This window comes from Dyella sp. PARNA 12/25, from assembly GCF_055702865.1.
Genome location: NZ_JBVQCI010000001.1, coordinates 191,346 through 214,097 on the forward strand (window position 1 = coordinate 191,346; position 22,752 = coordinate 214,097).

The 22,752-nt window shown below is 62.3% G+C and carries 17 protein-coding genes; 11 read left to right on the forward strand and 6 right to left on the reverse strand.

Annotation, left to right across the window (positions count from 1 at the left end):
* Positions 1-87: 87 nt before the first annotated feature.
* The gene (locus AC0GUR_RS00830; RefSeq protein WP_472875562.1) at positions 88-2,676 is read right to left on the reverse strand and encodes a TonB-dependent receptor plug domain-containing protein; all 2,589 of its coding nucleotides are present in this window, start codon (positions 2,674-2,676) and stop codon (positions 88-90) included.
* Positions 2,677-3,366: 690 nt separating this feature from the next.
* Between AC0GUR_RS00830 and AC0GUR_RS00835 the strand changes: the two genes are divergently transcribed.
* Both AC0GUR_RS00835 and AC0GUR_RS00840 read left to right on the forward strand, forming a co-directional pair.
* On the forward strand, positions 3,367-4,017 hold the full coding sequence (locus AC0GUR_RS00835) for a rhomboid family intramembrane serine protease (RefSeq protein WP_472875563.1): 651 nt from the start codon (positions 3,367-3,369) through the stop codon (positions 4,015-4,017).
* 30 nt (positions 4,018-4,047) lie between these two features.
* Positions 4,048-5,433, forward strand: a complete 1,386-nt coding sequence (locus AC0GUR_RS00840) for an amino acid permease (protein ID WP_472875564.1) — start codon at positions 4,048-4,050, stop codon at positions 5,431-5,433.
* A 90-nt stretch (positions 5,434-5,523) separates the two neighbouring features.
* Here the strand turns inward: AC0GUR_RS00840 and AC0GUR_RS00845 are convergent, their stop codons facing one another.
* Both AC0GUR_RS00845 and rapA read right to left on the reverse strand, forming a co-directional pair.
* The gene (locus AC0GUR_RS00845) at positions 5,524-5,961 is read right to left on the reverse strand and encodes a GFA family protein (protein WP_472875565.1); all 438 of its coding nucleotides are present in this window, start codon (positions 5,959-5,961) and stop codon (positions 5,524-5,526) included.
* 50 nt (positions 5,962-6,011) lie between these two features.
* Complete coding sequence (gene rapA, locus AC0GUR_RS00850; protein ID WP_472875566.1) at positions 6,012-8,852, reverse strand: RNA polymerase-associated protein RapA; 2,841 nt, start codon at positions 8,850-8,852, stop codon at positions 6,012-6,014.
* A gap of 269 nt (positions 8,853-9,121) precedes the next feature.
* On the opposite strand from rapA, the gene AC0GUR_RS00855 reads away from it, so the two are divergent.
* From AC0GUR_RS00855 to panE, 7 genes are all read left to right on the forward strand, one after another.
* Positions 9,122-9,769 (forward strand): GspH/FimT family pseudopilin, encoded by a 648-nt coding sequence (locus AC0GUR_RS00855; RefSeq protein WP_472875567.1) that lies wholly within the window; start codon positions 9,122-9,124, stop codon positions 9,767-9,769.
* Positions 9,766-10,263, forward strand: a complete 498-nt coding sequence (gene pilV / locus AC0GUR_RS00860) for a type IV pilus modification protein PilV (RefSeq protein ID WP_472875568.1) — start codon at positions 9,766-9,768, stop codon at positions 10,261-10,263. The genes AC0GUR_RS00855 and pilV overlap by 4 nt, the downstream gene beginning before the upstream one ends.
* On the forward strand, positions 10,260-11,309 hold the full coding sequence (locus tag AC0GUR_RS00865; protein WP_472875569.1) for a prepilin-type N-terminal cleavage/methylation domain-containing protein: 1,050 nt from the start codon (positions 10,260-10,262) through the stop codon (positions 11,307-11,309). Before pilV ends, AC0GUR_RS00865 begins: the two co-directional genes overlap by 4 nt.
* A gap of 1 nt (position 11,310) precedes the next feature.
* Positions 11,311-11,895 (forward strand): pilus assembly PilX family protein, encoded by a 585-nt coding sequence (locus AC0GUR_RS00870; protein ID WP_472875570.1) that lies wholly within the window; start codon positions 11,311-11,313, stop codon positions 11,893-11,895.
* A 60-nt stretch (positions 11,896-11,955) separates the two neighbouring features.
* Positions 11,956-15,378 carry a PilC/PilY family type IV pilus protein gene (locus AC0GUR_RS00875; protein ID WP_472875571.1) on the forward strand — a complete coding sequence of 1,141 codons (3,423 nt, stop codon included), beginning with the start codon at positions 11,956-11,958 and terminating at the stop codon, positions 15,376-15,378.
* A gap of 116 nt (positions 15,379-15,494) precedes the next feature.
* Complete coding sequence (locus AC0GUR_RS00880) at positions 15,495-15,959, forward strand: type IV pilin protein (protein ID WP_472875572.1); 465 nt, start codon at positions 15,495-15,497, stop codon at positions 15,957-15,959.
* 119 nt (positions 15,960-16,078) lie between these two features.
* A complete protein-coding gene (panE, locus tag AC0GUR_RS00885) occupies positions 16,079-17,008 on the forward strand; it encodes a 2-dehydropantoate 2-reductase (RefSeq protein ID WP_472875573.1) in 930 nt (309 codons plus the stop codon).
* On the opposite strand, the gene AC0GUR_RS00890 is transcribed toward panE, so the two are convergent.
* The 3 genes from AC0GUR_RS00890 to AC0GUR_RS00900 all read right to left on the reverse strand — a co-directional run bounded on the left by AC0GUR_RS00890 (position 17,009) and on the right by AC0GUR_RS00900 (position 21,581).
* A complete protein-coding gene (locus AC0GUR_RS00890; protein WP_472875574.1) occupies positions 17,009-18,250 on the reverse strand; it encodes a patatin-like phospholipase family protein in 1,242 nt (413 codons plus the stop codon).
* 152 nt (positions 18,251-18,402) lie between these two features.
* Positions 18,403-20,529, reverse strand: a complete 2,127-nt coding sequence (locus tag AC0GUR_RS00895) for a M13 family metallopeptidase (protein ID WP_472875575.1) — start codon at positions 20,527-20,529, stop codon at positions 18,403-18,405.
* A 167-nt stretch (positions 20,530-20,696) separates the two neighbouring features.
* Positions 20,697-21,581 (reverse strand): LysR substrate-binding domain-containing protein, encoded by an 885-nt coding sequence (locus AC0GUR_RS00900; RefSeq protein ID WP_472875576.1) that lies wholly within the window; start codon positions 21,579-21,581, stop codon positions 20,697-20,699.
* A gap of 77 nt (positions 21,582-21,658) precedes the next feature.
* Here AC0GUR_RS00900 and AC0GUR_RS00905 point away from each other — a divergent pair, with 77 nt between their 5' ends.
* Positions 21,659-22,069: a CidA/LrgA family protein gene (locus AC0GUR_RS00905; protein ID WP_472875577.1), complete on the forward strand. Its 411-nt coding sequence runs from the start codon at positions 21,659-21,661 to the stop codon at positions 22,067-22,069.
* Positions 22,059-22,751 (forward strand): LrgB family protein, encoded by a 693-nt coding sequence (locus tag AC0GUR_RS00910; RefSeq protein WP_472875578.1) that lies wholly within the window; start codon positions 22,059-22,061, stop codon positions 22,749-22,751. The genes AC0GUR_RS00905 and AC0GUR_RS00910 overlap by 11 nt, the downstream gene beginning before the upstream one ends.
* Position 22,752 lies beyond the last annotated feature (1 nt).

Genomic DNA, 22,752 nt, shown 5'->3' on the forward strand with positions numbered 1-22,752 from the left:
CGCCAATGTAGCGCTTTTCAGGCGACAGGACGTGTACCGGATGGCATGCCATCCGGTACACGTTGACGCAAGAAACTACGTCAATCATCAGAACTTATAGTCGACGCCCAAGGATACGAAGCGGCCGCGCGGATCGGCCTGCGTGATGTCGAAGTACGGCGTGGAAGGGTCCCACGGCGGACGACGGTTCTGCAGGTTTTGCACGGCGAGCGTGATGGTGGTTTTCGCAAGCCCGGTGTAAGCCACCGACAAGTCGAACGTGCTCCAGCTCTTCACCCGCTCGGGGTAAGCCGGCGTCAGCAGGTTTTCGGGGTTCTGCTTGTAACCGCCCACGTAATACCAGGTAAGCGTGCTGGAGAAATCGCCCAGTGCCCAGTTGAGTCCGGTGGTGCCACGCCACTTAGGCAGCGAGCCGAAGATATTGGTGCCTGCGCCATTGATCGGCGCGTCACCAGCCACTAGCGGCTGACTGAACTTGAGCAAGCGCGTGATGGAGCTGTTGAGTGCAAAGTCGCCCCAGCCTTGCGTGTGCAGCGCCTGATGGAAATCGATATCGACGCCATCGGTGGTAAGGCTCTGCTGATTGAGATACTGGTTGTAAATAGTGACGATGCGTCCCTGCGCATCACGCTGCACGCGAGGGTCTTTGCGCTGCACCAATGCGGCATCGTTGTCCGGGCCGATAATGCCGTCCTGCACGATGTGGTAGTAGTCCATACCGATGCTGGTGTCACTGGTGGGCGACACGACGAAGCCGGCGTTGTAGTTGGTGGAGCGCTCCGGCCGCAGGTGCGGGTTGGCAATGAAGACGTCGGTGTACCCACGACGCTGTCCAGGCGTCACCGGATCGTACGGATCGATCACCGTGCTGTAGCTCACCGCCGTGCTGTTGGTGATCTCCGGCAGCGATGGCGCACGGAAGCCGCGCGAGTAGGAGCCACGCAACAGCAACCAGTCCAGCGGCTGATAGCGCAGGCTGAATTTCGGTGCGAAGGCATTGCCGAAATCGCTGTAATGATCCAGTCGTCCGGCAACGTTGGCTTCCAGCGTGCTTAGCACCGGCACGTTGAATTCGGCGTATGCCGCGTTCACATCACGCGAGCCCTGAATGATGTCGATGGCGGGTCGCAACTCGGTGCCCGACAACACTGCCTCTGAGGTGCGCGAATTCATGGCTTCGTGACGGAACTGGTAGCCCGTGGCGAAACCTACGGCACCCGCGGGCAGGTCAAACAGTTGCGTGCTGGCGGTAGCGTCCACTGTGGTAAGGCGCGATACCGCCGGGCGAACGGTGGAGAGTCGCAACGAATCGGTCGCGGCGGCCGGGTTGTCGTTGCTGGCGAAGTTGTAGTCGCCGCTGGCCAGCAGCGACTGGAACGCATAGCGATTGCCGAAGTTGGTGACGTATTCCTTCAGGCTGCTTTCCGAGTGCTGCGCAGACACGTCCCAGTCCCACGTTCCGGTATGGCCTTTCACACCGGCGAGGAAGCGAGTGAAGATGGTGCGGTCGCGCTTGTTGCGCTGGCCGACATCCCACAGGTTGGTGTTCATCGGCGTGGGCACGTTATGGGGATTGGCCGGATTGCCCACGGGTAGCGTGGTGTCGATATTCACCAGGCGTTGTTGCGCGTTGTCCCATGCCCGCAAGCCACTACCGATACCCAACGGCGGGGCGAAGATGAAGGACGCATGGCTGCGACTGTACAGCGCTTCGCCATAGCCGGTGATGTCATCCGTGAGCTTGATCGTGCCGCGCAAAACGGCGTGATAGCGCTCGACACCCGGTATCACCGAGTCGTACTGCGCGGGGTTGTAAGCCCATACTTCACCGGTCTTGCCTGGCGTGATGGCGCCATAGGGCACCTTCTGCACCGGCCCCACTGCGTTGGCAAAACCCTGGGTGGGATCGTTGTTGTAGTAGTTGGTCGGCACCCAGTTGAGCTGGCCGCCCGGCTTGTCGCGAAAGTCGCTGCTGCGCAGCCAGCTCACATCGCTGGCATTGAGCTGATTGCTGCGCGTGCCATCGAGCGCGAAGAACACGTTATAGCCGTCCTTCTTTACGTCGCCATGGCCCAGCAGCAAGTGGAAATTGTTCTGTGTTTGCCCGGTGCCTTCGGTGCTGCTGCCGAAACTCGCACCGGCTTCCGCACCTTGATAGTTCTGCTTGAGGATGATGTTGACCACGCCTGCGATGGCGTCAGAGCCATACACGGCAGATGCGCCATCCTTAAGCACTTCGATGCGTTCCACGGCGGCCAGCGGTAGTGAGTTCAGATCAACAAAGGTGTCCTGCAGTTCGTAGGCCGTGGCGTAGTTGGCGACGCGTTTGCCATCTACCAGCACCAGCGTGTTCTTCTGTCCGAGTCCCCGCAGCGAAATGCCTGCGGTACCTGCCGAGAAACTACCGGTGAGCTGTTCGTTGACGCTATTACCCGTATTGGCGGAGATGGCGCGAAGGAAATCGGGCAGGGTGGTTTTGCCGCTGACTTTGATCTGGTCGGCGGTGATCACCTGCACTGGGCTGGGGCCTTCCGTATCGGTGGTTTTGATGTTGGAGCCGGTGACGGTGACCGCTTCAAGTTGGGTCGGCTTGGCGTCAGTGGTGTCTTCAGCGTGCAGTGCAGAGGTCGCCAGCGCGGCAGCGATGGCGAAGGAGAGCAGGCTTGGCTTGAACATGGATCTTAGAGTCCTTGTACGCACGTCCGTCCCGGCGTCTGGCCAGGTGAGGGGTGCATGGGGAAACGGCGGGGGATTCGCCGGGAAATCGCCGCGGGGAACGGCGTTATTGCATGAGCGCGGGAGCGCTCAGAGCAGGCGTGTCAGCGGAAGCGACACATTCGACAGGGGCAACAACACGCGCCGCCGAAGGTGGGCGGCTTGATCGTGTGCGATGCGGAGTGGAGCGGGAGCAACATGTGAATATCCCGAAAGGCGAGGCCTTGCGTGGGCGGCTTGGGCCGCGTCAGGGTTTCTGCGTAAGGGCGACGATCAACAGCCGCAACACATCGCCATAAGGCAATGCGCGGTGTTGACGTCGGAGCAGAAACGCTGGGTATTCACGAAACGATGTGTCCTTGAAACAGCATGGATACCGCACTGGATGGCGGTATAGACGTCCATTTGTCCATCGATGCCTTCCGATGTCAACCGATTTTTCACATGAACGTGCCTGGCGCGGGCACCGTGCGGCGCCGTCACGGGCGAAATCCCTTGCGTTATTTGCCTTGCGCCGCAACAAAGTGCTTGATGTGGCAGATTGTCGCAGTTTGTCGATAAAGGCGCTGGCCAAGCGCTTGGAGCAGCCGTGGCGGTGCCGGGCCGGTCCGGTTACGCTTGGACGAATTGCCTCACGGAAATGCCCTCGACATGCCGTTCGACCTCCCCACGGTGACCCGTAACCTGTTGATTGCCAACGTGGCGGTGTTTCTGCTGCAGCAAGTGATGGGCGAGGCCCTGCTGACGCACTTCGCTCTGTGGCCCTGGGGCGCTGACCAGATGGCCCAAGGCGCCGACGGTGTGGTGTCGGTGGGTTTCCGCCCGTGGCAGCTGGTGACCTACGCCTTCATGCACGGCAGCACGCTGCACCTGTTCTCGAACATGCTGGCCTTGTTCATGTTTGGCGGACAGATCGAGCGCGTGTTTGGTCCGCGCAATTTCATCATCTATTACTTCGTCTGCCTGCTGGTGGCGGCGCTGGCTCAGCTGGTGGTGGTGAAGTGGTTCACCGGCGGGTTCTATCCCACCCTGGGTGCCTCGGGGGCGATCTTCGGCATCCTGCTGGCATTCGGCATGCTGTTTCCGCACGAGAAGATGATGCTGATCTTCCTGCCGATTCCCATTTCAGCCTGGTTGTTCGTCACGCTCTACGCGTTCGCCGAGCTCTATATGGGCGTCACCGGCACGCAGGCCGGTATTGCCCATTTCGCCCACCTGGGCGGCATGCTGGGCGGCTTCATCCTGATCCAGTACTGGCGCGGCAAGCTCCCCATCAAGCCGCAGCGGCGCCTGTGGCGCTGAGCGCCTGACTTTTCCACCTTTGGCGGTTTAATGACCCAGCATCTCCAGCGCCGGCTCACGCCGCGCCATATCACGTTCATGGCGCTTGGCATGGCCATCGGCGCCGGCCTGTTTCTCGGCTCGGCCGATGCCATCAAGCTGGCGGGCCCCTCGGTGTTGTTCGCCTATATGTTCGGCGGCGTGATGATCTTCATCATCATGCGTGCGCTGGGCGAGATGACCGTGCATGACCCGGTGGCCGGTTCCTTCAGCGTTTACGCGCAGCGTTACCTGGGCTCGTTCGCCGGCTATGTCACTGGCTGGAATTACTGGTTGTTGATGGTCGGTGTGGGTATGGCCGAGGCGACTGCCGTCGGTACCTACATGCACGAATGGTTTCCGGACTGGCCGCGCTGGATCTGGGTGCTGGGCAGCGTGTTGATGATCGGGGGACTCAACCTGCTCACCGTGAAGGTCTACGGCGAAATGGAGTTCTGGTTCACCCTGGTGAAGGTGTTGACGGTGCTGGCGATGATTGCCGGCGGCCTGGCGATTATCTTCCTGGGATGGGGCAATGGCGGGCATGCGACCGGTTTTTCCTTGCTCTGGTCGCAGGGTGGTTGGTTCCCGTATGGCCTGACCGGCATGGTGATGGCGCTGCCGGTGGTGGTGTTTTCATTCGGTGGCGTTGAAACGGTGGGTATTGCAGCCGGCGAGGCGGCCGAGCCGGAACGCACCATCCCACGAGCAGTGAATTCGGTGCTGTGGCGCATCCTGATCTTTTACGTGGGTGCGTTGCTGGTGATCATGGCGATCTACCCGTGGACCGGTCTGGGCACGCAGGGCAGTCCGTTCGTTACCACCTTCGCCAAGCTCGGTATTCCGCAGGCTGCGGGCCTGATCAACTTCGTGGTGATCACCGCCGCGCTATCGGGCTTCAACGCCACCACCTTCGCCGGCAGTCGCATGCTCTATAGCCTTGCGTGCAAGGGGCAGGCGCCGTCGGTGCTAAGCAAGGTGAACTCGCAGGGCGTGCCGATGCGCGCGATTCTGGCGACGCTGGCCGTGCTGCTGCTCGCCGTGCTGCTGAACTACCTGCTGCCGGCACGCGTGTTCGGCATGATGATGTCAATCCTGTCCTTCAACACGGTGTGGACGTGGACGATGGTGCTGCTGGCGCACTACAGCTTTCGTCGCCAGATGCGGTTGCGCGGCGAGACACCTGCGGGTTTCCGCCTGCGCTGGTGGCCATTCACCGGCGTTATCTGTCTCGCCTTTCTTGGCTTCGTGGTGGTGATGCTGGGCGTAAGCCCGGATACGCGCGTGGCGTTGTATGTCGGCGCAGCCTGGATTGCGCTGCTCACGGTGGCGTACAAGTTGTGCGGCATCAGGCAGCGCATGGCGCTGAGCGAAAAGCAGGTGCCCGAAGCGGCTTAAGCGCGAAAGCTCTGTGGGAGCGCACCCTGTGCGCGACGGTGGTGCTTCGAAAGCCCGTCGCGCACAGGGTGCGCTCCCACACAAAAAGCGTCAGGCGTGCAGTGGGCCGTCCCAGCCTTCCCAATACTTCGGAAGGTCATCGGCGATGTCGAAGTTGCGCGCCGCGTAGAACAAGTGCATGGTCGGCATAAGGCGTTCGGGTAGCCGGCCGCCGTGGTGCCGCGCGAACCGTGCATTGGGAATCACGATCATGCCGAGACGGTTGCGGCCGTGGACCAGTTCGCCGCAATGCCGGCAACTGAAGCGGCGCATGTCGCGTGCTGGGTGCGCATAGTCAAGCAACGCAGCGCTATCCCCCTGATGCGCTATCTGCTCGGGCATCCATGCCGTCGCCGCCAGCAGGTTCGAGCCGTAAAGATCCCGGCAGGCGTCGCAATGGCAGATGGCGCGCGCCTCCGGTTCACCCGATATGACCATGACGATGGCGCCGCAATCGCAGCGCAACGTTTCTTGATTCGTTGTCGGCATATATGTTTCCCGATCCGTGGAAGGGCGAGGCTGGATGTCCCTGGCAACCTCTATCGGAGCGCCAGGAAGTCGGGGCTCACCACAAAGCGCACGGCATCCAGACGAAGCCGCGACTCCGGCAGCGCCTTGAGCAAGTCAGTACGCTCACCTGCCACCGTGCCAATTTCTGCCTCGCTGATCGCAGGGTTCACCGCACGCAGCGCGAGCAAACGCGACAGTTCCGCATCGAGCGTTTCGGTGGCCTGTGCCACGGCATCGGCAATATGGGTCTGTGCACGCTCAGTGGCCAGTGTTTCTGCCTTCTCGAGCATCGGCGGCACCAGCTTGCCGAGGAATTTCCGATAGCGCGCCACTTCAATGGTGCGGTCGGCGGCTTTGCGCAGTCCGATATCGCTGGGGCGGAAATCCGCACGCTCCGCAAGGCGCGTGTCGACAGTGACGACGATCGGCTGCGTCGGCAGGAAGCGCTCGGCATCGAGCTTGCGATCGGCCACGCACTCCACCAGGAATACAGCCTGCAACAGCGCACTGCGCGGCGGCAGGGCGTCGTCGACCAGGAATGCGGCATTGCCTTGTTCATTTGATAGCGTGAGATCGAGCGCGCCCATCACCATCGGATGATCGAGGCGCAGCAGCGGCAATTCTTCGCGAGCCAGCGCGACCTCGCGTGCGAAGGTCACGGCCTGCGGACCCTCGGCAAAGCCGGGCAGGGCGTCGGTGGAGAGGTATTGCGGGTCGAGCAGCAACACCTTGCTGCCCAACTCTTCGGTGTGGATGCCGAAGCGCTCCAGCAACCCCTGGATGAAGGCATCGCGGCCTGGGTCGTGATCCTCGCGGGTGAACGCCTGCTGCAATGCATCGGCGTGCAGGTCGCGGCTGGCAGCCAATTCCAGCAAGTGATCGCGGCCATCGCGAATCAAGGCGGCCATTTCTTCATGGGCGCCGCGGGTTTCCGCCAGCAGCACTTCGAGCTCCTGATCGCGATTGTCGTCGTCGCGCGCATGCTCATCCGCCAGACGGGCCAGCGATTCGCCGAAGCGGCGGAGCAGCTCGCGACCATCCGCTGGGCTGGAGCAGAAGGCGTCCACGCCTTCGTTGTACCAGCGCGCCAGCACATGCTGCGCACTGTCGGCCACGGTCAGGATATGAATGCTGATGTCGTGCTTCTGGCCAATGCGGTCCAGACGGCCGATACGCTGCTCAAGCAGGTCCGGGTCGAGCGGCAGATCCCACAACACCAGCCGATGGGCGAACTGGAAGTTGCGACCTTCCGAGCCGATTTCCGAACACAGCAGCAGGCGCGCGCCATCCGGCTGCGCGAAATAGGCCGCGTTGCGGTCGCGCTGCACAATGCCGAGGCCCTCGTGAAAACGGGCCACGCCGACGCCGCTGCGGGTGCGCAGTGCCTCTTCGAGTGCCAACACCTTGGCCTGGCTGCGACAGATCAACAGGAACTTGTCCTGCGGATGTTCCTCCAGCAGCGTCACCAGCGCGTCCAGGCGCGGGTCCGCGCTGTAGTCGACCTCGATGGCCGGCGGCGGTTGCTGGATGTCCGAGTGGAACTCGGCCAGCAGCGCCTGGCGACCGTCCTCACTGAGCGTCGTGGCATCCAGCGTTTGCCATACCGGCAAGCGCTTGGGAAAGCCGCCGATGCTCACGCGGCGATTGCGGAACATCGCGCGGCCGGTGCCGTGGCGGTCGATCAGCGCAGCAATGATTTCGCGTGCGTTGTCTGGCTTGGTGGTGTCGGCCAGCCGTGCCTGCAGGCTTTCGTCTCCCGCGAATGCTTCGCGCAGAGTGGCGAGCTGCGCATCGTCCAGCGCCTGACTGTCGAGCAGGCGGTCGGCGATCCTCGACAAGTTGTGGAACCGGTCGGATTCGGACAGATAGACGTCCAGATCGTGGTAACGCTGCGGATCGAGCAGGCGCAGGCGGGCGAAATGACCGCTGCGGCCCAGTTGCTCTGGCGTGGCGGTAAGCAGGATCACGCCCGGCGTAGCTGCAGCCAGCTGATCCACCAGGGTGTAGCGCGGGCTGGCCGCTTCAGGTGTCCAGGCCAGGTGATGGGCTTCGTCCACCACCAGCAAATCCCATGGGGCATCCAGCAATTGCTGGGCACGCTTAGGGGCTTGTTCCAGGAAGCTGAAGTCGGCGATGACCAGCTGCTCATCTTCAAACGGATTGCGCCCGTCGCCTGACTGTTCCAGCGCTTCGCAGCGCTCCTCGTCGTAGATGGCGAAGCTGAGGTTGAAGCGGCGCAGCAATTCCACAAACCACTGGTACACCAAGGTGTCGGGAAGCAGCAGCAAGACGCGTTCAGCGCGGCCGGTGGCGAGTTGCCGCGCAATAATCATGCCGGCTTCGATGGTCTTGCCCAGACCCACCTCGTCCGCCAACAGCACGCGGGGAGGGCGACGAGCCGATGCAATGCCGGCCACGCGCAATTGGTGGGGCACCAGGCCAATGCGCGAGGCGCCAAGGCCCCAGGTGGGCGAGCGACGTGCGTCGGCGCGGCGCTTGAGGCCCTCCAGACGCAATTCGAAGTGGGAGACCGGGTCGGTGCGGCCGCCAATCAGCCGGTCATCGGCCTGGCTGACGCTCTGCTCGTCGTCCAGCTGGCCTTCTTCAAGCTCACGGCCTTCGCCGCGATAGATCAGCAAGTCCTCGCGGATTTCCACCCGTTCGACCAGGAACGCGATGCCCTTGCCGGCCACGCGCTGGCCTGGGCGGAACTCCGCACGCACCAGCGGCGCCGAGTCAATGGCGTAAGGGCGCAGCACGCCCGCCTTGGCGAACAGCACCTGTACGCCGCGTCCTTCGACGCGCAGTACGGTGCCGAGGCCGAGCTCGGGCTCGGCAGTGGAGATCCAACGTTGACCAGGTACGAACATCAGTAGGGGAGGCCGCAAGCTGCAAGGGTCGCCAATTATCCGCTCAGTAGCTGCCGGTGCCTAGGTTTGTGTGGTGCCGTGGACCCGCATGGAGGACCTCGGCAGCGATACCGGCCGCCCTGCCGGGCACCTGGTGAGGGCGTGACCGGCGTCATGCTTCCCTTGTTGCCGGCAACCGCTCGTCAGGAAAAAAACACACTCCGTCGGGTAGGGCCCCATGACGCCGAGGCGGGTAGGTAGAGTGCCGTCAGCAGAATAGGGGGAAAGCCATGCAGCTCTTGTCGCGCCAGCGAGGCGTTTCGTTGGGCGTGGTGCGGGATTCAACGTCCGCAGCCACCCGGTTGTCATGTCATGGCGGCGCAAGGCTTGCGGGTGCCAGGCGGTTGGGTGGCGGCTTCACCATCATCGAATTGATGGTGGCGATCGCCGTGGCAGGCGTGTTGCTTACCATCGCGGTGCCCAGCTTTCGAAGTCTGATGATCTCTAACCGGCTCACTACGGCAGCCAACGATATCGTCGCTGCCATCCATACGGCCCGTATGGAGGCGATCAAACGCAACGCCAGCAGTCAGTTCTGCAGCAATCTGACCGCCAGCAATCAAACCGACACGCTTGGCACGCAATGCAGCACGCCGGCCCAAATGGCGGGTGCGGTGGTTGTCACGACCGGTGCCACCGCCACCTCCGTTCTGAACGGTCCCACCAGCCTGGTGTCGCCTTTGCAGTTGAGCGGCAACGTGGTGGCATTGCGCTTCACGTCGCAGGGCATTGCTCAGCAGGCTGGCACCACCGCGCCGTATGGCAATACGGTCGCCGATATCTGTACGAGTCAGCTGGCCAGCAACAATCATCGTGTGATCAGGATGGTGGCCGGCTCCATTCTCGAGGTCACGCAATCGACGGGAGCCTGCCCATGACCAACAAGCGGATATCCAGCAAGTGTCTGGCTTCGGCAGGCTGCGGTCCTCTGGGCCGCCAGCGCCACCAGTCAGGTGTCGGCATGATCGAAGTGCTGATCGCCGTGCTGGTGCTGTCTATTGCATTCCTTGGCATGGCAGCACTCCAGGCGACGTCGCTGTCGACCAACAACAGCGCCATGTCGCGCAGCATGGCGACCATTGCGGTTCATTCCATCCAGGACGCCATGCGCGCGGACCTGGCCAACGCTACCGGTGGTGTCTACAACGGCTCCGTGAACGCCAGCGCATGCCCCGCCGCTGCCGCCTCGCTTGCCACTGTGCAGCTCAATGCGTGGTGCACCCAGATGGCCAGCAACCTCGGTACATCAGCCGTCGGCAACATCAACTGCACGACCACCGGCGACTGCACCATCACGGTCACTTTCGACGACAGCCACGCAGGCGTTGGCGGTAGCACCAATCAGCAAGTGACGACGCGAGGCATTCTATGAGCAATCGCCGTATGAACCATGATCGCGATGGCCGAAAACGATCCAGGCCATTCGCGTGGTCGCGTGGCTTTACGCTGATCGAACTGATGATCGCCATGCTGCTTGGCTTGATCGTTATCGGCGGCGTCATCAGCGTGTTTCTCGCCAACCAGCAAACGTACCGCACGGGCCAGGCGCTGAGCGATGTGCAGGATGGTTCGCGTGTGGCCGTTGAGCTGCTCGCGCACGATATCCGCAACGCGCAGCTCACCGGCTGCAACAACAATGTCCGCTTCTCCAATGTGCTCAAGAACAGCCCGGCGAACGGTGGCACCGACTGGTGGGCCAACTGGGGCAATGCCATTGCCGGCTATGGCGGCACGCAGAGCGACCCGGCAGTGACCACGGGGACGGCCATCGCGAACCGGGTGACCGGTACCGATTCCATCGAGCTGCTGGGTGTGACCGATACGAGCATGAGCGTGCAATCCCACACGCCGTCGACCTTGAGCTTTGTGGTGAACGGCACGGCGCCGGATCTGCAGAACGGCGACGTCGTCATCGTGTGTGATCCCGACCACGCGACCTTGATGAAGATCACCACCTATACGCCATCGACCAACACCATCGTTTACGACGCTACGAACAACTGCTCCAAGGATCTTGGCTATCCCGCCGTTTGCGTCACCAACGGAAATCCCTACACCTTCGGGCCCAATGGACAGATCGCCAAATTGGCGGCAGTCGACTGGTACGTTGGTAACTACACCGCTTCGGACGGCACCAAGGGTACGTCGCTGTATCGACAGACGTTGGTCAATACCACAGGTACGCCGACGACCAGTGCGCAGGAAATGGTGCGCGGTGTCACCGGCATGACCATTAACTATCTGCAGTCGGGTAGTACGAGTTACGCCGCGCCAGCGTCCATCACCAACTGGACGACGGTAACGGCCGTGCAGATAACGCTGAAGCTTCAGGGCGGAACCGCCCCTGCTGGCACCGACGGCAATCCGCTGTCGCGCAAGTTCACTACCACGGTCACGCTGCGCAATCGGGTGAATTGAGATGAGTGCCTTTTCTGTCAACCATCCGCGCGGCTTGCATGGCCGCACTCTGGGCCGAAAGAGCCAGCGTGGCGTAGCCCTCGTCGTGGCGCTGGTGTTGTTGGTCGTGGTCACCCTGGTCGGACTTGCCGCGGTGCGTGGCACGATCATGCAGCAGAAAATGACCTCCAACTTCTACGACCGGGAAATCGCCTTCCAGGCCGCGGAAGCGGCGCTGCGCCAGGGGCAGGTGGCTGTGCAGGCGGCAGCCTCGCCGTCGGTGTTTCGCGATTGCACGCCCACCAGTACCAACAAGTGCCTGCCTAATCCGTTCGCCGACACCACCTTGCCGGCCAGTTCGATCGTGAAGGTGCCTGCCACGGCATTTACCACGAGCAGCCTGTCGCCGGATCAGCCGCAGTACGTTGTCGAATACCTGGGCAACTTCACGATTCCGCCGCCGAATGTTCACCAGCTTTCCAATTGCTCCGGCTATTCGCCGTGCGGGGCAACCAACACGGCGGATTTCTATCGCATTACGGCGCGCAGTTCTGCGACGACGAGTGACCGTGCAACGGTCGTGCTGCAGTCGGTGTTTCGACGCTAATCAAGGTTAGTCGTGTTGCCGAACATTGATCGGCGCCCGCCAAAGAGAATGGGAAGGATCATGCCCTCCAAATACACAAAGCTGATGTTCGCTCTTGTTGGTCTGCTCACTATCGGTGGAGCGACGGCAGCCTCGTACACAGACAACTTCTCCGGCAAGACGTCCAGCTTGAAGTGGACGTCGCTCAATGACGCCTGCCTCACCGCCGGCGACCCGGCGACTTCGAGCACCGCATCGGGTTACATCCCCGCCTGCTCCTCCACGCTGGCGATGGGCAGCACAACCACGAAGGTCATTACCACGGCGGATGCTGATCAGCAGGGCGCGCTGCGCCTTACGCCGGGTCTGAACAACCAGACCGGCGCCATTCTGTCGAACTTTACGTTCAATCCAAGCAATGGCCTGCAGGTCACTTTCACCACCTATACCTACGGCGGCGACAGCGGCGGTAGCGCCAAGAATGGCGCCGACGGCATTTCATTCCTGCTCACGGATGGCACTGCCACCCAACCCACGGTTGCCGGTGGCCTGGGCGGCAGCATGGGTTACAGCTGTTCGAACAGCAACGGCACTTATGAGGGGTTGGCGAATGCCTATCTCGGCTTGGGTATCGATGAGTTTGGCAACTTTCTGAATTCCGGCGACAACACCAATACCGGCATCTACAACACAGCCAACACCACGTACGGCTCCACGGCCAATGGCTCGAACAGTTTCGCAAACAACCCCAACGCATCCATCGCTGCCGGCTCGGGCGGGCAGTATCAGCCAGAGCGCATTGGCTTGCGTGGGGCAGGTAATACCACCTGGGCCTGGCTGCAAAGCAAAACTCCAACCTACTACAAGGGTAGTGTGGATAAGACCAAGGTCACGACAGCCTGTAGTACCGGCAAATACGTGTCCGCAATTGACGGCAACGGCAACCCTACCGCATACACCGCTATCCCGTACAACTACGGGGCTGTCGCCGGTGGGTACGCCGTGTTGCCTGGTGGTTTTAAAAGTGGGGGTTCCACCTACACCGCCGGCACGCAGCTGATTGCCAACAATGCGGCAAAAACCCGCTTCAACGCGGATGGCACGCAGAATGCGTGGCCCATCACCTACAAGCTGACCATTTCATCCACCGGGTTGCTCAACTTTTCCTACAGCTACAACAACGGCGCGTATACGCCAGTGCTGACCAACGCTGACATTACGAAAAGCAGCGGCGCGGTACCCAAGTTGTTCCGCTTTGGTTTCTCTGCGGGTACCGGTGGCAGCAACAACGTTCACGAAATCACCTGCTTCCAGGCGACGCCACTGCAATCGAACAGCAGTGCGGCGGCCAACACGGTGCAGTCGGGCCAGGTGCGAACGAATACGCAGGTCTATCTTGCATCCTATTCCGGGGACAACTGGTGGGGTTCGCTGGTATCGGAGCAGGTGGTGACGACCGGTGGCACCGTCAGTGTGGCTACCACGGCCAACTGGGACTCGAATTGCGTACTCACCGGTGGCGGTTGCGTCAACATGGGAACCGATACGAGCGGCAACCCGACGAACACGATCACCGTGCAGGGGCCGACTGCGCGCACGCTGCTGACCGCGGATGACAGTACCGGGGCGGGTCTGGCACTGCAGTGGACTTCGCTCAATACCAACCAGACCACCATCTTGAACGGCACGGATAGCGCCGGCCAATCGCGCCTGACGTGGTTGCGTGGCGATCGCACGAATGAACAGCTGCAGTCGTCGACGGGTACCCTGCGTGCACGCACGGGAGTGCTGGGCGACATCATCAATTCGAGCCCCACGTGGGTCGGACCGCCGACATCCGGCAATTACCCCAACGCGTTCAGCGACTTCCTTTACGGTAACCCGTCAACGCAGGCGGAGAATGCCACGGGCGCGCAGTCGTACAGTGCGTTTGTGAGCGCCTACGCGACTCGCCAGCACGTGGTTTACGTGGGCTCCAACGATGGCTTCATGCATGGTTTCCGTTCCGGGTCCTACAAGTCCGACGGCACCTATGACAGTTCCACCAATGACGGCCGGGAAGTGATTGGGTTCATGCCCTCGGGCCAGCTGGACCAGTACGCGACCGATTTGTCCAACCCCAAATATATCCACGACTTTGTGGTGGATGCCACGCCAGCAGTGGGTGACCTGTTCTACGGCGGCAAGTGGCATACCTGGCTGGTGAGCGGCGTCGGCTCGGGCGGCGCCGAGATCTTCGCGCTCGACATCACTGATCCGACGACGTTCAGTGAAACCACGCCTGCCGTCACCGTGAAGGGCGACTGGATCAGCTCAAGCACCGTGCTGCCGAACCTTGGGCAGACGGTTGGCACGCCGCTGATCGTCAGGCTGCACAACGGGCAGTGGGCGATCATCTTCGGCAACGGTATCAATCCTGCCGGCGGCACTCAGACGGCGGGCATCTATGTCGGCCTGGTCAATTCGACCTCCGGCGCGGTGACTTTCCAGTACATCAATACGGGGGCTGGCTCGAGCACCAGTCCTAACGGCATCGCTTATGTGGCCTCTGCGGATCTCGATGGCGACCACATCACGGACTATGTGTATGGCGGCGACACGCAGGGCAATATGTGGCGCTTCGACTTGACCAGCAGCGATCCGACCAAGTGGGCCGTCTCCACGTTTGGCAATACGACGGCAACGCCGCTTTATGTCGCCAAAGACAGCAGCGGGACTCGCCAGCCGATCACGACGGCTCCGGTGATCGCATCGGTGCAGGCCGGCACGGTCAACCGCGTCATGGTGTTGTTCGGTACGGGACAGAAGACGCCATTCACCGGTAGCGGCGGCGATGTCTACGCAAAGGGTACGCAGACGTTCTACGGCATCTGGGACTGGGACATGACGGCATGGAACAAGTCTTCGTCGGTCGCCTACGCCCCCTTGGTTGCCCCTCAGGCCTTCACCCGCACCAGTCTGCTTAAACAGGCGAATGTGTCGCAGTCGAGTGTCGGCGATGGCAAACAAGTGCTCGGCTATCGCACCCTCAGCACGGGCACTCAGGTGTGTTGGCAGGGCAGCACTGTCTGCACCGCCCCTGCGACCAACAATCAGTACGGTTGGTACTACGATTTCCCCGATAGCCAGGAGCAGGTGATCTACAGCCCGGCGATTATCGGTGGTGCGGTCGTGGTGAGTACCGCTGAGCCACCGGTGATTTCGGCGCTGAAGTGCAACCCGGGCTTGCAGTCTGGCTGGACGATGGCTTTCGATCCCGCTTCGGGTGGCGGTCTGCAGACGGGCTTCTTCCCCTACGCCAATGGTAGCTACGGCTCGGGCTCCGATCCGGCGACGGTGGGCGGCATTCGCCTCGACGCCGTGGGTACGCCGACGGTCGTGACTTACGGTGGGCAGACCTACATCGTTACGCAGACCATCAAGGGCACACCGTCGTTGAGCAAGGTGAACCCGGCGAACGGCGCCAGCCCGGCGCGTGTGTCGTGGCGAGAAGTGAAGCTTTGAGCACAAGCTCATCAGGGGGATGCCAGTGGCCTTGCACGAGGCCGCTGGCGCACGTAAATACATCATCGTCACCAACCAGCTCGCGAGCTCCGGTGCGATGCGATGAAGGGAACATCATGAACGCACTTCTGCAAATCCAGACGACCTATCGCCGCTTCGAGCGTGGCTTCACCCTGGTCGAGTTGATGATTGTGACGGCCATTGTCGCAATCCTGGCGGCCATCGCCGTTCCCACGTATTCCAACTACATCATCAAAACCCATCGCGTCGCGGCGGAGGGTTGTATGTCGGCATACGCGAATTATCTGGAACGGTTCTACACCACCAATATGAGTTACAGCTCGACCCCGGGCGGCACGGCGCCGGTGGCCGCCAGCACGTTTGACTGCGCGTCGGCCGGGCAGACGGGAAAGTTTTACACTTACGCGCTTACGGCGACTGCCAGCACTTATTCGATTCAGGCGACTCCCGTAGCGGGCAGTGTGCAGGCGAACGACACGAAGTGCGCCGCCCTGACCCTGGATCAGTCAGGTGCCCGCAACATCGTCGGCGGTACGGGCGCGGTGAGCGACTGCTGGTAAGCACGTTGACCGACATGGCTGCAGAATCGCCTGCCCGTCGCACGGGCGGGTGTCGCCACGCTTAGGCATACTCAGGCGTGTGGGGCATGGCCCCGATGAGCTACAGAGAGACCTGAGTCATGCGAATTCTGGTGATTGGTGCCGGCGCCACGGGCGGCTATTTTGGCGGTCGCCTGCTGGAAAGCGGGCAGGACGTGACTTTCCTGGTGCGTGCAGCGCGCGCTGCTCAGCTGGCTGAGCACGGCCTGGTGATACGCAGCAGCCTGGGTGATGCCTCTTTGCCATCGCCACCGACCATTCAGGCCAGTGAGCTGCGCGAGCCATTCGACTTGGTGCTGCTCAGCTGTAAGGCTTATCACCTGCCGCAGGTGATGGACGATATGGCGCGGGCGATTGGGCCGCAGACCATCATCCTGCCGATTCTCAATGGCATGCAGCATCTGGATTTGCTGGACGCGCGATTCGGTGCGCCGCGCGTGCTGGGTGGTCAGTGCGTGATTGCGGCGACGCTCGATGCACAGGGTGCGGTGCGTCATCTCAACCAGTCGCACATCCTCACCTTTGGTGAACGGGATGGATCGCGCTCGGCTCGTGTCGAAGGTGTGCTCGAGGCGATGGCGAATGCGCGTTTCGAACCACGCCTGAGCACGACGATCCTGCAGGACATGTGGGACAAGTGGGTGTTTCTTGCTTCTCTGGCAGGCATCACTTGCCTGATGCGCGCCCCGGTGGGCGACATCATGGCGGCGACGGGTGGCGAACAATCCATCGTGCATCTGCTCGACGATTGCCGCCGGGCTTCAGAGCGCAATGGGCATATGCCGAGTGAAGCCGTGCTTGTTAAAGCGCGTAGCGTGCTGACCGAAGCAGGGTCTTCGCTAAGTGCGTCGATGATGCGCGACCTGGAGCAGGGCAGTCCGATCGAGGCGGATCATGTGGTGGGCGATCTGCTGGCACGTGCGGGTACGTTGGCGCCGGAGCTGAGCATGCTGCGCACGGCGTATGCGCACCTCAAGGCTTATGAGGCCAGGCGCGCACGCAAGAGCTGATCAGGGCTTCGCCGGTGTCATGGCGGGATCATCCCGCGGGCAGGCGGGTGGTCCCGATGGCGGCAAGCGATTCGCCATCAAGTTGCGTCGCAGGCCTTGTTCGGGTGTGACCCAGAGATGACCGCGTTCCGCACAGTCGGCGGCGTAGTTGAACAGTGATCGAAGACTTTTCGCATCAAAGTCGATGAAGCTGGTCATGGGAAAATCCGCTGGAATCGACGTCAGCTGGAAATGGATACCCAGTCGCGCGGAAAGACCGGCTGTGTCGGCAATGGCTTCACGGCTTTTGTAGACCAGCCCGGCACCGAAACTGGTGGTCAGTATAGTGAGCGTTCTCACCGGTGTCGTTTTGGGGAAGCGGTGCAGCTGCCCGTTCACGATCATGTAGAGGTTGGCGCCCCGTAGGTTGGATAACGGCTCAGGGTGCAGCATGGCGACCAAGGGCAGAACGAAGACGGGCGCGGTGACGCTGCCGTCGACGTGCAGTTCGTCGTAGTGATGTTCACCGTCCTGCACGTGGATCAGCATCGGCGGAAACATGCCCGGTACGCTGGCCGAGGCAATCAGCACGTCACGGAAGGTCTCGCGCGCCGTTTCGCCGCCGCGGGCCGCGATGCCGCCGAGATTCCAGATCACCGTTTCCTGCTTGTCGAGGTCGGTAGTGGCGACGACCAGTCGTCGCCCTTTGGCGTCTTCACGAGCCGCCGCTTCGATCATCGCGGGCGTCACGAAACTATCCACCAGCTTGAACAGCTTGCTGTGGCGATAACCCAGCGGAAACAGCACGCGGGAGAACAGGGTGATCGGCGGTGGCCCCAGTAGATTTGCCGTGTGGTCTTCGCCCAATGCCTGGAGCATGGCATCGTCCCAATCCGGGCCGAGGTAAGCGAAAGGTGCCAGCAGTGCACCGACGCTCACGCCGGTCACCAGTTCGTATTGCGGACGGTTGTGCGCGCGACTGAGGCCGGTCAGTGCACCGACACCAAAGGCGCCACCCGCGCCGCCGCCGGATAGCGCAAGAATATCGATGGTGCCGTCGGTGGCAGAGTCGCGAATGCCTTTGAAGAACGCTGGTGAGCGCTTGTCGAACAGCTCCACGTCGGTGGCGAGCAGGCGTACCTGAGTGGTGTATCCCTCCGGCATGGCTCCGGAGATCAGGCGGGGTGGCGCGGGTTTGCGCTCCGCAATACCGCAGCCGGTGAGGGCAGCCATCAACAACAGCAGTAGCGCTGCTTGCCGCATCGCTGATCCCTCAGAGGTGGACGCGAATGGAACTTTATTCCATGTCGATGGCCTGTGTGGGAGTGCACTTTCGCCAGCAAGGCTGACGCAAGAAAAAAGGGCGCCGTGCTTGCGCACGACGCCCTTTTACTCTCTACAGGTTCAGCGCTGGCTTACCAGATCTTCACCTGCTTCTCGCCCTCGCGGACCATGGTGTCGCCCGGCTTGCACTGGTACGCGGCAGCGAACGCTTCCATGTTGGACGGAGCGCCGATGGCGCGCAGCGATGCCGGTGCGTGCGGATCGGTGTTGAGGCGCAGCAGAGCCTCCTTCTCGCGGATGCTGCCACGCCACACGCGTGCCCAGTTCATGAAGAAGCGCTGGTCCTGCGTGTAGCCATCGATCTTCTCAGCGGCTTCCTGCGGGTTCTTCTTCAGGGCCACCTGCAGCGCGTCGAACGCCACGTTGATGCCGCCCAGGTCGGCGATGTTCTCGCCCAGGGTCAGCTTGCCGTTGACGTGCGCATCCGGCTTGTCCTTGATCGGCGCGTAGTCGTTGAACTGCTGCACCAGCTTGTCGGTGCGTGCGTCGAACTTGGCGCGATCGTCCTTGGTCCACCAGTTGGCGTTGTTGCCGTCACCGTCGAACTGGCTGCCTTCGTCGTCGAAGCCGTGGCTGGCTTCGTGGCCGATCACCGCGCCGATGCCGCCGTAGTTGATCGCGTCGTCACCGGTGGCATAGAAGAACGGCGGCTGCAGGATCGCGGCCGGGAAGTTGATGGTGTTGTCGGTCGGGTTGTAATAGGCGTTGACCGTCTGCGGGGTCATGCCCCACTCCAGGCGATCGGTTGCCTTGCCGATCTTGTTGAGGTCGTACTGGTAGTTGAACTTGGCGGCGGCCATCACGTTGTCGTAGTAGTCGCCCTGCTTGATCTCCAGGCCCGACCAGTCACGCCACTTGTCCGGGTAACCGATCTTCGGCAGGAAGGTGTTCCACTTGGCGATGGCCTTTTCCTTGGTGGCGTCGCTCATCCAGTCGAGGTTCGTGATACGCACTTTCAGCGCGTCGCGCACGTTGTCCACCAGTTCCTTGGCGCGCTCCTTGGCTTCCGGCGTGAACACCTTGGCCACATACAGCTGGCCGAGTGCTTCGCCCATCGACTCGTTGACGCCGCCGAGCACGCGCTTCCAGCGCGGCTTCTGTTCCGGCTGGCCGGCGAGGGTCTTGCCGTAGAAGTCGAACTTGTTGTCCTGGAACGCCTTGCTGAGGAACGGCGAGGCATCGTCGATGGTGTGGTAACGCAGGTAGGCCTGCCACTGGTCGATCGGTGCGCTGGCCAGCAGCTTGTCGAACTCGGCCATGAACTTCGGCTGCGACAGCGAGAAGCCCTTGTCGATGGTCACGCCCTGCGCCTTGAAGAAATCGTCCCAGCTGAAGTGCGGGGTGATCTTGTCGGCTTCCTTCACGGTGACGAAGTGGTACTGGTTTTCCGGCGTGCGCATTTCCACCGGAGCCAGCGAGGCCTTGGCCAGTTCGGTTTCGAACGCCAGCACCTGCGCGGCCTGCTTCTTGGCGTCGGCGTCGGACACGCCGGTCAGCACGAGAGCCTTGGTGATGTGGTCGACATAGGCGTCGCGGATGTCCTTGTACTTCGCGTCGCTGTAGTAGTCCTTGGTCGGCAGACCCAGGCCCGCCTGCATCGTGAAGCCGATCTGCATCTTGGCGTCCTTGAAGTCGGCGCCGGAGCCGAACTGGAACACCTGCATATCACCGGTGGCGAAGCTCTGGGTGATGTAGTTGGCCACGTCCTTGCCGGTCTTCAGCGCCGCGATGGCGTCGAGCTTCGGCTTGATCGGCTCGAAGCCGGCCTTCTCCATGGCGGCATCGTCCATGCCCGAGGCGTACAGGTAGCCGATCTTCTGTTCGATCGAGCCGGCGTTGGCGTTGGCGGCATTCTTGGCCGCCGCGTCGACGATCTCGTGCTGGGTGTTGAGGCTGTCGTCAGCCAGCTTGTCGAAAGCGCCCCAACGGGTGCGGTCGCTCGGGATCGGGTTGGCAGCCACCCACTTGGCGTTGACGAAGGTATTGAAGTCCTTACAAGCCTCGTTGGCGTCGCCCAGTTCGCTCACATCGAACACGCTCTTGGGCGCGGCCGGTGCAGCGGCGGTGGTGCTGGCAGCCGCGGGTGCGGTGCTGCTGGCCGCCGGGGCCTTTTCGGCCTCTTCGTGCTTGCCGCAGGCGCTGAGCGACAGGGCGAGGCTCACGGCGAGCGCAATGGGCTTCAGATAAGGCTTGGTCATGGAACTCCCTCGGTTGGGTCAATACCCGGTTGGGCGGGCGATGGTGGTGGCGAACGACGGGCGTTTGAGCCACCCCGTATCGCATGGGCGACTCTTCAGGCTAGGCCCGAGATTATGGTGAAGATAGTGTCAAAGGTCAGGGGCGCAACGTCCATCGGGAATTGGCTTCAGCGATCACGAGGCTTTGCCGCCACCAGGTCCAGCCAGGCGCGGGCGGCGGGCGACAGCGCTGAACCGTGCCGCCAGGCCAGCACCATTTTCCAACGCAGGTCATGGGCGGCCAAGGGCAGGGCTGCCAAACCGGTGAGCGAGCGATCTTCGATGGTCAGTTGTGGCAGCAGGGCAATGCCACCGCCAGCGGCCACCAGGGCCAGGATGAAGTCGATTTGCGCGCTGCGAACGGTTTCGGTCGGCGCCACGCCACGGCGCGCGCAGGCTTCGCGAATCAGTCGATTCAACGCGAAGCCCTCCTCGAACAGGATCAGCGGCGTGTCGCTGAGCCAATTGAGACGAAACCGCCGCGCACCGGCCCGCGGGTGGGACTGGGGCAGCAGGGCGATCATGGGTTCGTCGCGCACAGGCTGGTAGTCGAGGCCTTCGCCCACTGGCTGCAGGGTGGCGGCAATGTCCAGCTCGCCAGACAGCACGGCCTGTTCCAGACGCCGGCTGCCGTGTTCGAGCAGGCGGATGTCGATCCTCGGGTATTGCTGTCGGTAGCGTGCGAGCAACGGCGCAAACAGCACGCTGCTACCGAGCGGCGGCAGGCCAAGGCGCAACTCGCCGCGTTGCAGGCCGCGCAGCGCATCGAGCTCTTCGCGCAGCCGGGACGATTCGGTCAGCATCGCCAGCGCGTGTCGATGCACTACGTCGCCGGCCGCTGTGAGACGCACGCCGCCGCGTCCTCGCTCCAGTAACCGCGTACCCAGTTCGTCTTCGAGTTGAGCAATGGCCTTGCTCAGCGTGGGCTGGCTGGCGTGGGCATGTTCCGCGGCGCGGGCAAAACCGCCGTGGCGCACCACTTCCACCAGATAACGCAGGCTGCGTAGATCCATACGTATTCCCAAATGGAATGGAGTCTATGGAGACAATTCATTTCCATCATAGGCTGGCGAGGACTAGCCTGCGCGCCATGAAAAACCTGCATAGCCGACTGCGTTGGTTCGCCTGGCATCGCCCGCAATGGGCGCGCGGGGTGCAGGTGCTATCCATCGTGGCGCTATGGTTTGTGTGCGATCAGGTGAGTCGCCGCTGGCATCTGCCCCTACCAGGGAGTGTGCTGGCCATGGCGTTGTTGCTGGCCCTGCTGCTGAGTGGCGCGGTGCCCGCGGCAGGCCTGCGTCGCGGTGCGGACTGGCTGCTCGCGGAAATGTTGTTGTTCTTCATCCCAGCGGTGATGGCGGTGTGGCAGCACCTGCCGTTGCTGCGCGAGGAAGGTGGACGCATTCTGCTGGTGATTCTGGTGGGTACGGTGCTGGTGATGGGCACCACGGCCTGTCTTGTGGATCTGGTGTTTCGCTGGAAGCAACGCCGTGCGCGCTGAACTGCTCTCGTTGCTGTGGTTTGTGATTACTGTAGGTGGCTATGTGGCGCTCAAGCCGCTCTATCGCCGTCACCCACGTTGGTGGACGTCGCCGCTGTTCACCGTGCCGCTGTTGCTGGCGGCTATGGGCTTGCTGCTCGGCATGAATTACCCCGTGTATATCCGCGACACGCATTGGCTGGTGGTGATGCTGGGGCCGGCAACTGCGGCGTTTGCGTTGCCCATCTACCGCTATCGCCGCTTGATTCGCATGCATTGGCAGGCGTTGTTGGTGGGCGTGATCGGTGGCAGCACCATGGCGATGGCCAGCGCGTGGGGGCTCGCTAGTGTGTGCGGCTTGGACGATACGGTTCGGCGCAGTTTGCTGGCGCGCTCCATCACCACGCCGCTGGCGATGCAGGTGTCGGCTGAGGTCGGTGGCGTGCCTGAACTCACCGCATTGTTCGTGGTGATCACCGGCGTCACTGGCATTGCACTGGGCGAGTGGCTGTTGCATTGCTTGCCATGGCGGTCGGCACTCGCGCGCGGCGCGCTGTTCGGCGTGGGTGCGCACGGCGCCGGCACCGCGAAAGCCTACGATATCGGCATGGAGGAAGGCAGCGTGGCGAGTCTCGTCATGGTGCTCGCCGGTCTGCTCAACGTGTTGTTGGCGCCGTTGCTGGCGCGTGCGCTGTCCATGTAAC

Coding starts and splice junctions, on each gene's coding strand:
- AC0GUR_RS00830 (WP_472875562.1), bottom strand. CDS start 2,676: ATGTTCAAGCCAAGCCTGCTCTCCTTCGCCATCGCTGCCGCGCTGGCG.
- AC0GUR_RS00835 (WP_472875563.1), top strand. CDS start 3,367: ATGCCGTTCGACCTCCCCACGGTGACCCGTAACCTGTTGATTGCCAAC.
- AC0GUR_RS00840 (WP_472875564.1), top strand. CDS start 4,048: ATGACCCAGCATCTCCAGCGCCGGCTCACGCCGCGCCATATCACGTTC.
- AC0GUR_RS00845 (WP_472875565.1), bottom strand. CDS start 5,961: ATGCCGACAACGAATCAAGAAACGTTGCGCTGCGATTGCGGCGCCATC.
- rapA (WP_472875566.1), bottom strand. CDS start 8,852: ATGTTCGTACCTGGTCAACGTTGGATCTCCACTGCCGAGCCCGAGCTC.
- AC0GUR_RS00855 (WP_472875567.1), top strand. CDS start 9,122: ATGCAGCTCTTGTCGCGCCAGCGAGGCGTTTCGTTGGGCGTGGTGCGG.
- pilV (WP_472875568.1), top strand. CDS start 9,766: ATGACCAACAAGCGGATATCCAGCAAGTGTCTGGCTTCGGCAGGCTGC.
- AC0GUR_RS00865 (WP_472875569.1), top strand. CDS start 10,260: ATGAGCAATCGCCGTATGAACCATGATCGCGATGGCCGAAAACGATCC.
- AC0GUR_RS00870 (WP_472875570.1), top strand. CDS start 11,311: ATGAGTGCCTTTTCTGTCAACCATCCGCGCGGCTTGCATGGCCGCACT.
- AC0GUR_RS00875 (WP_472875571.1), top strand. CDS start 11,956: ATGCCCTCCAAATACACAAAGCTGATGTTCGCTCTTGTTGGTCTGCTC.
- AC0GUR_RS00880 (WP_472875572.1), top strand. CDS start 15,495: ATGAACGCACTTCTGCAAATCCAGACGACCTATCGCCGCTTCGAGCGT.
- panE (WP_472875573.1), top strand. CDS start 16,079: ATGCGAATTCTGGTGATTGGTGCCGGCGCCACGGGCGGCTATTTTGGC.
- AC0GUR_RS00890 (WP_472875574.1), bottom strand. CDS start 18,250: ATGCGGCAAGCAGCGCTACTGCTGTTGTTGATGGCTGCCCTCACCGGC.
- AC0GUR_RS00895 (WP_472875575.1), bottom strand. CDS start 20,529: ATGACCAAGCCTTATCTGAAGCCCATTGCGCTCGCCGTGAGCCTCGCC.
- AC0GUR_RS00900 (WP_472875576.1), bottom strand. CDS start 21,581: ATGGATCTACGCAGCCTGCGTTATCTGGTGGAAGTGGTGCGCCACGGC.
- AC0GUR_RS00905 (WP_472875577.1), top strand. CDS start 21,659: ATGAAAAACCTGCATAGCCGACTGCGTTGGTTCGCCTGGCATCGCCCG.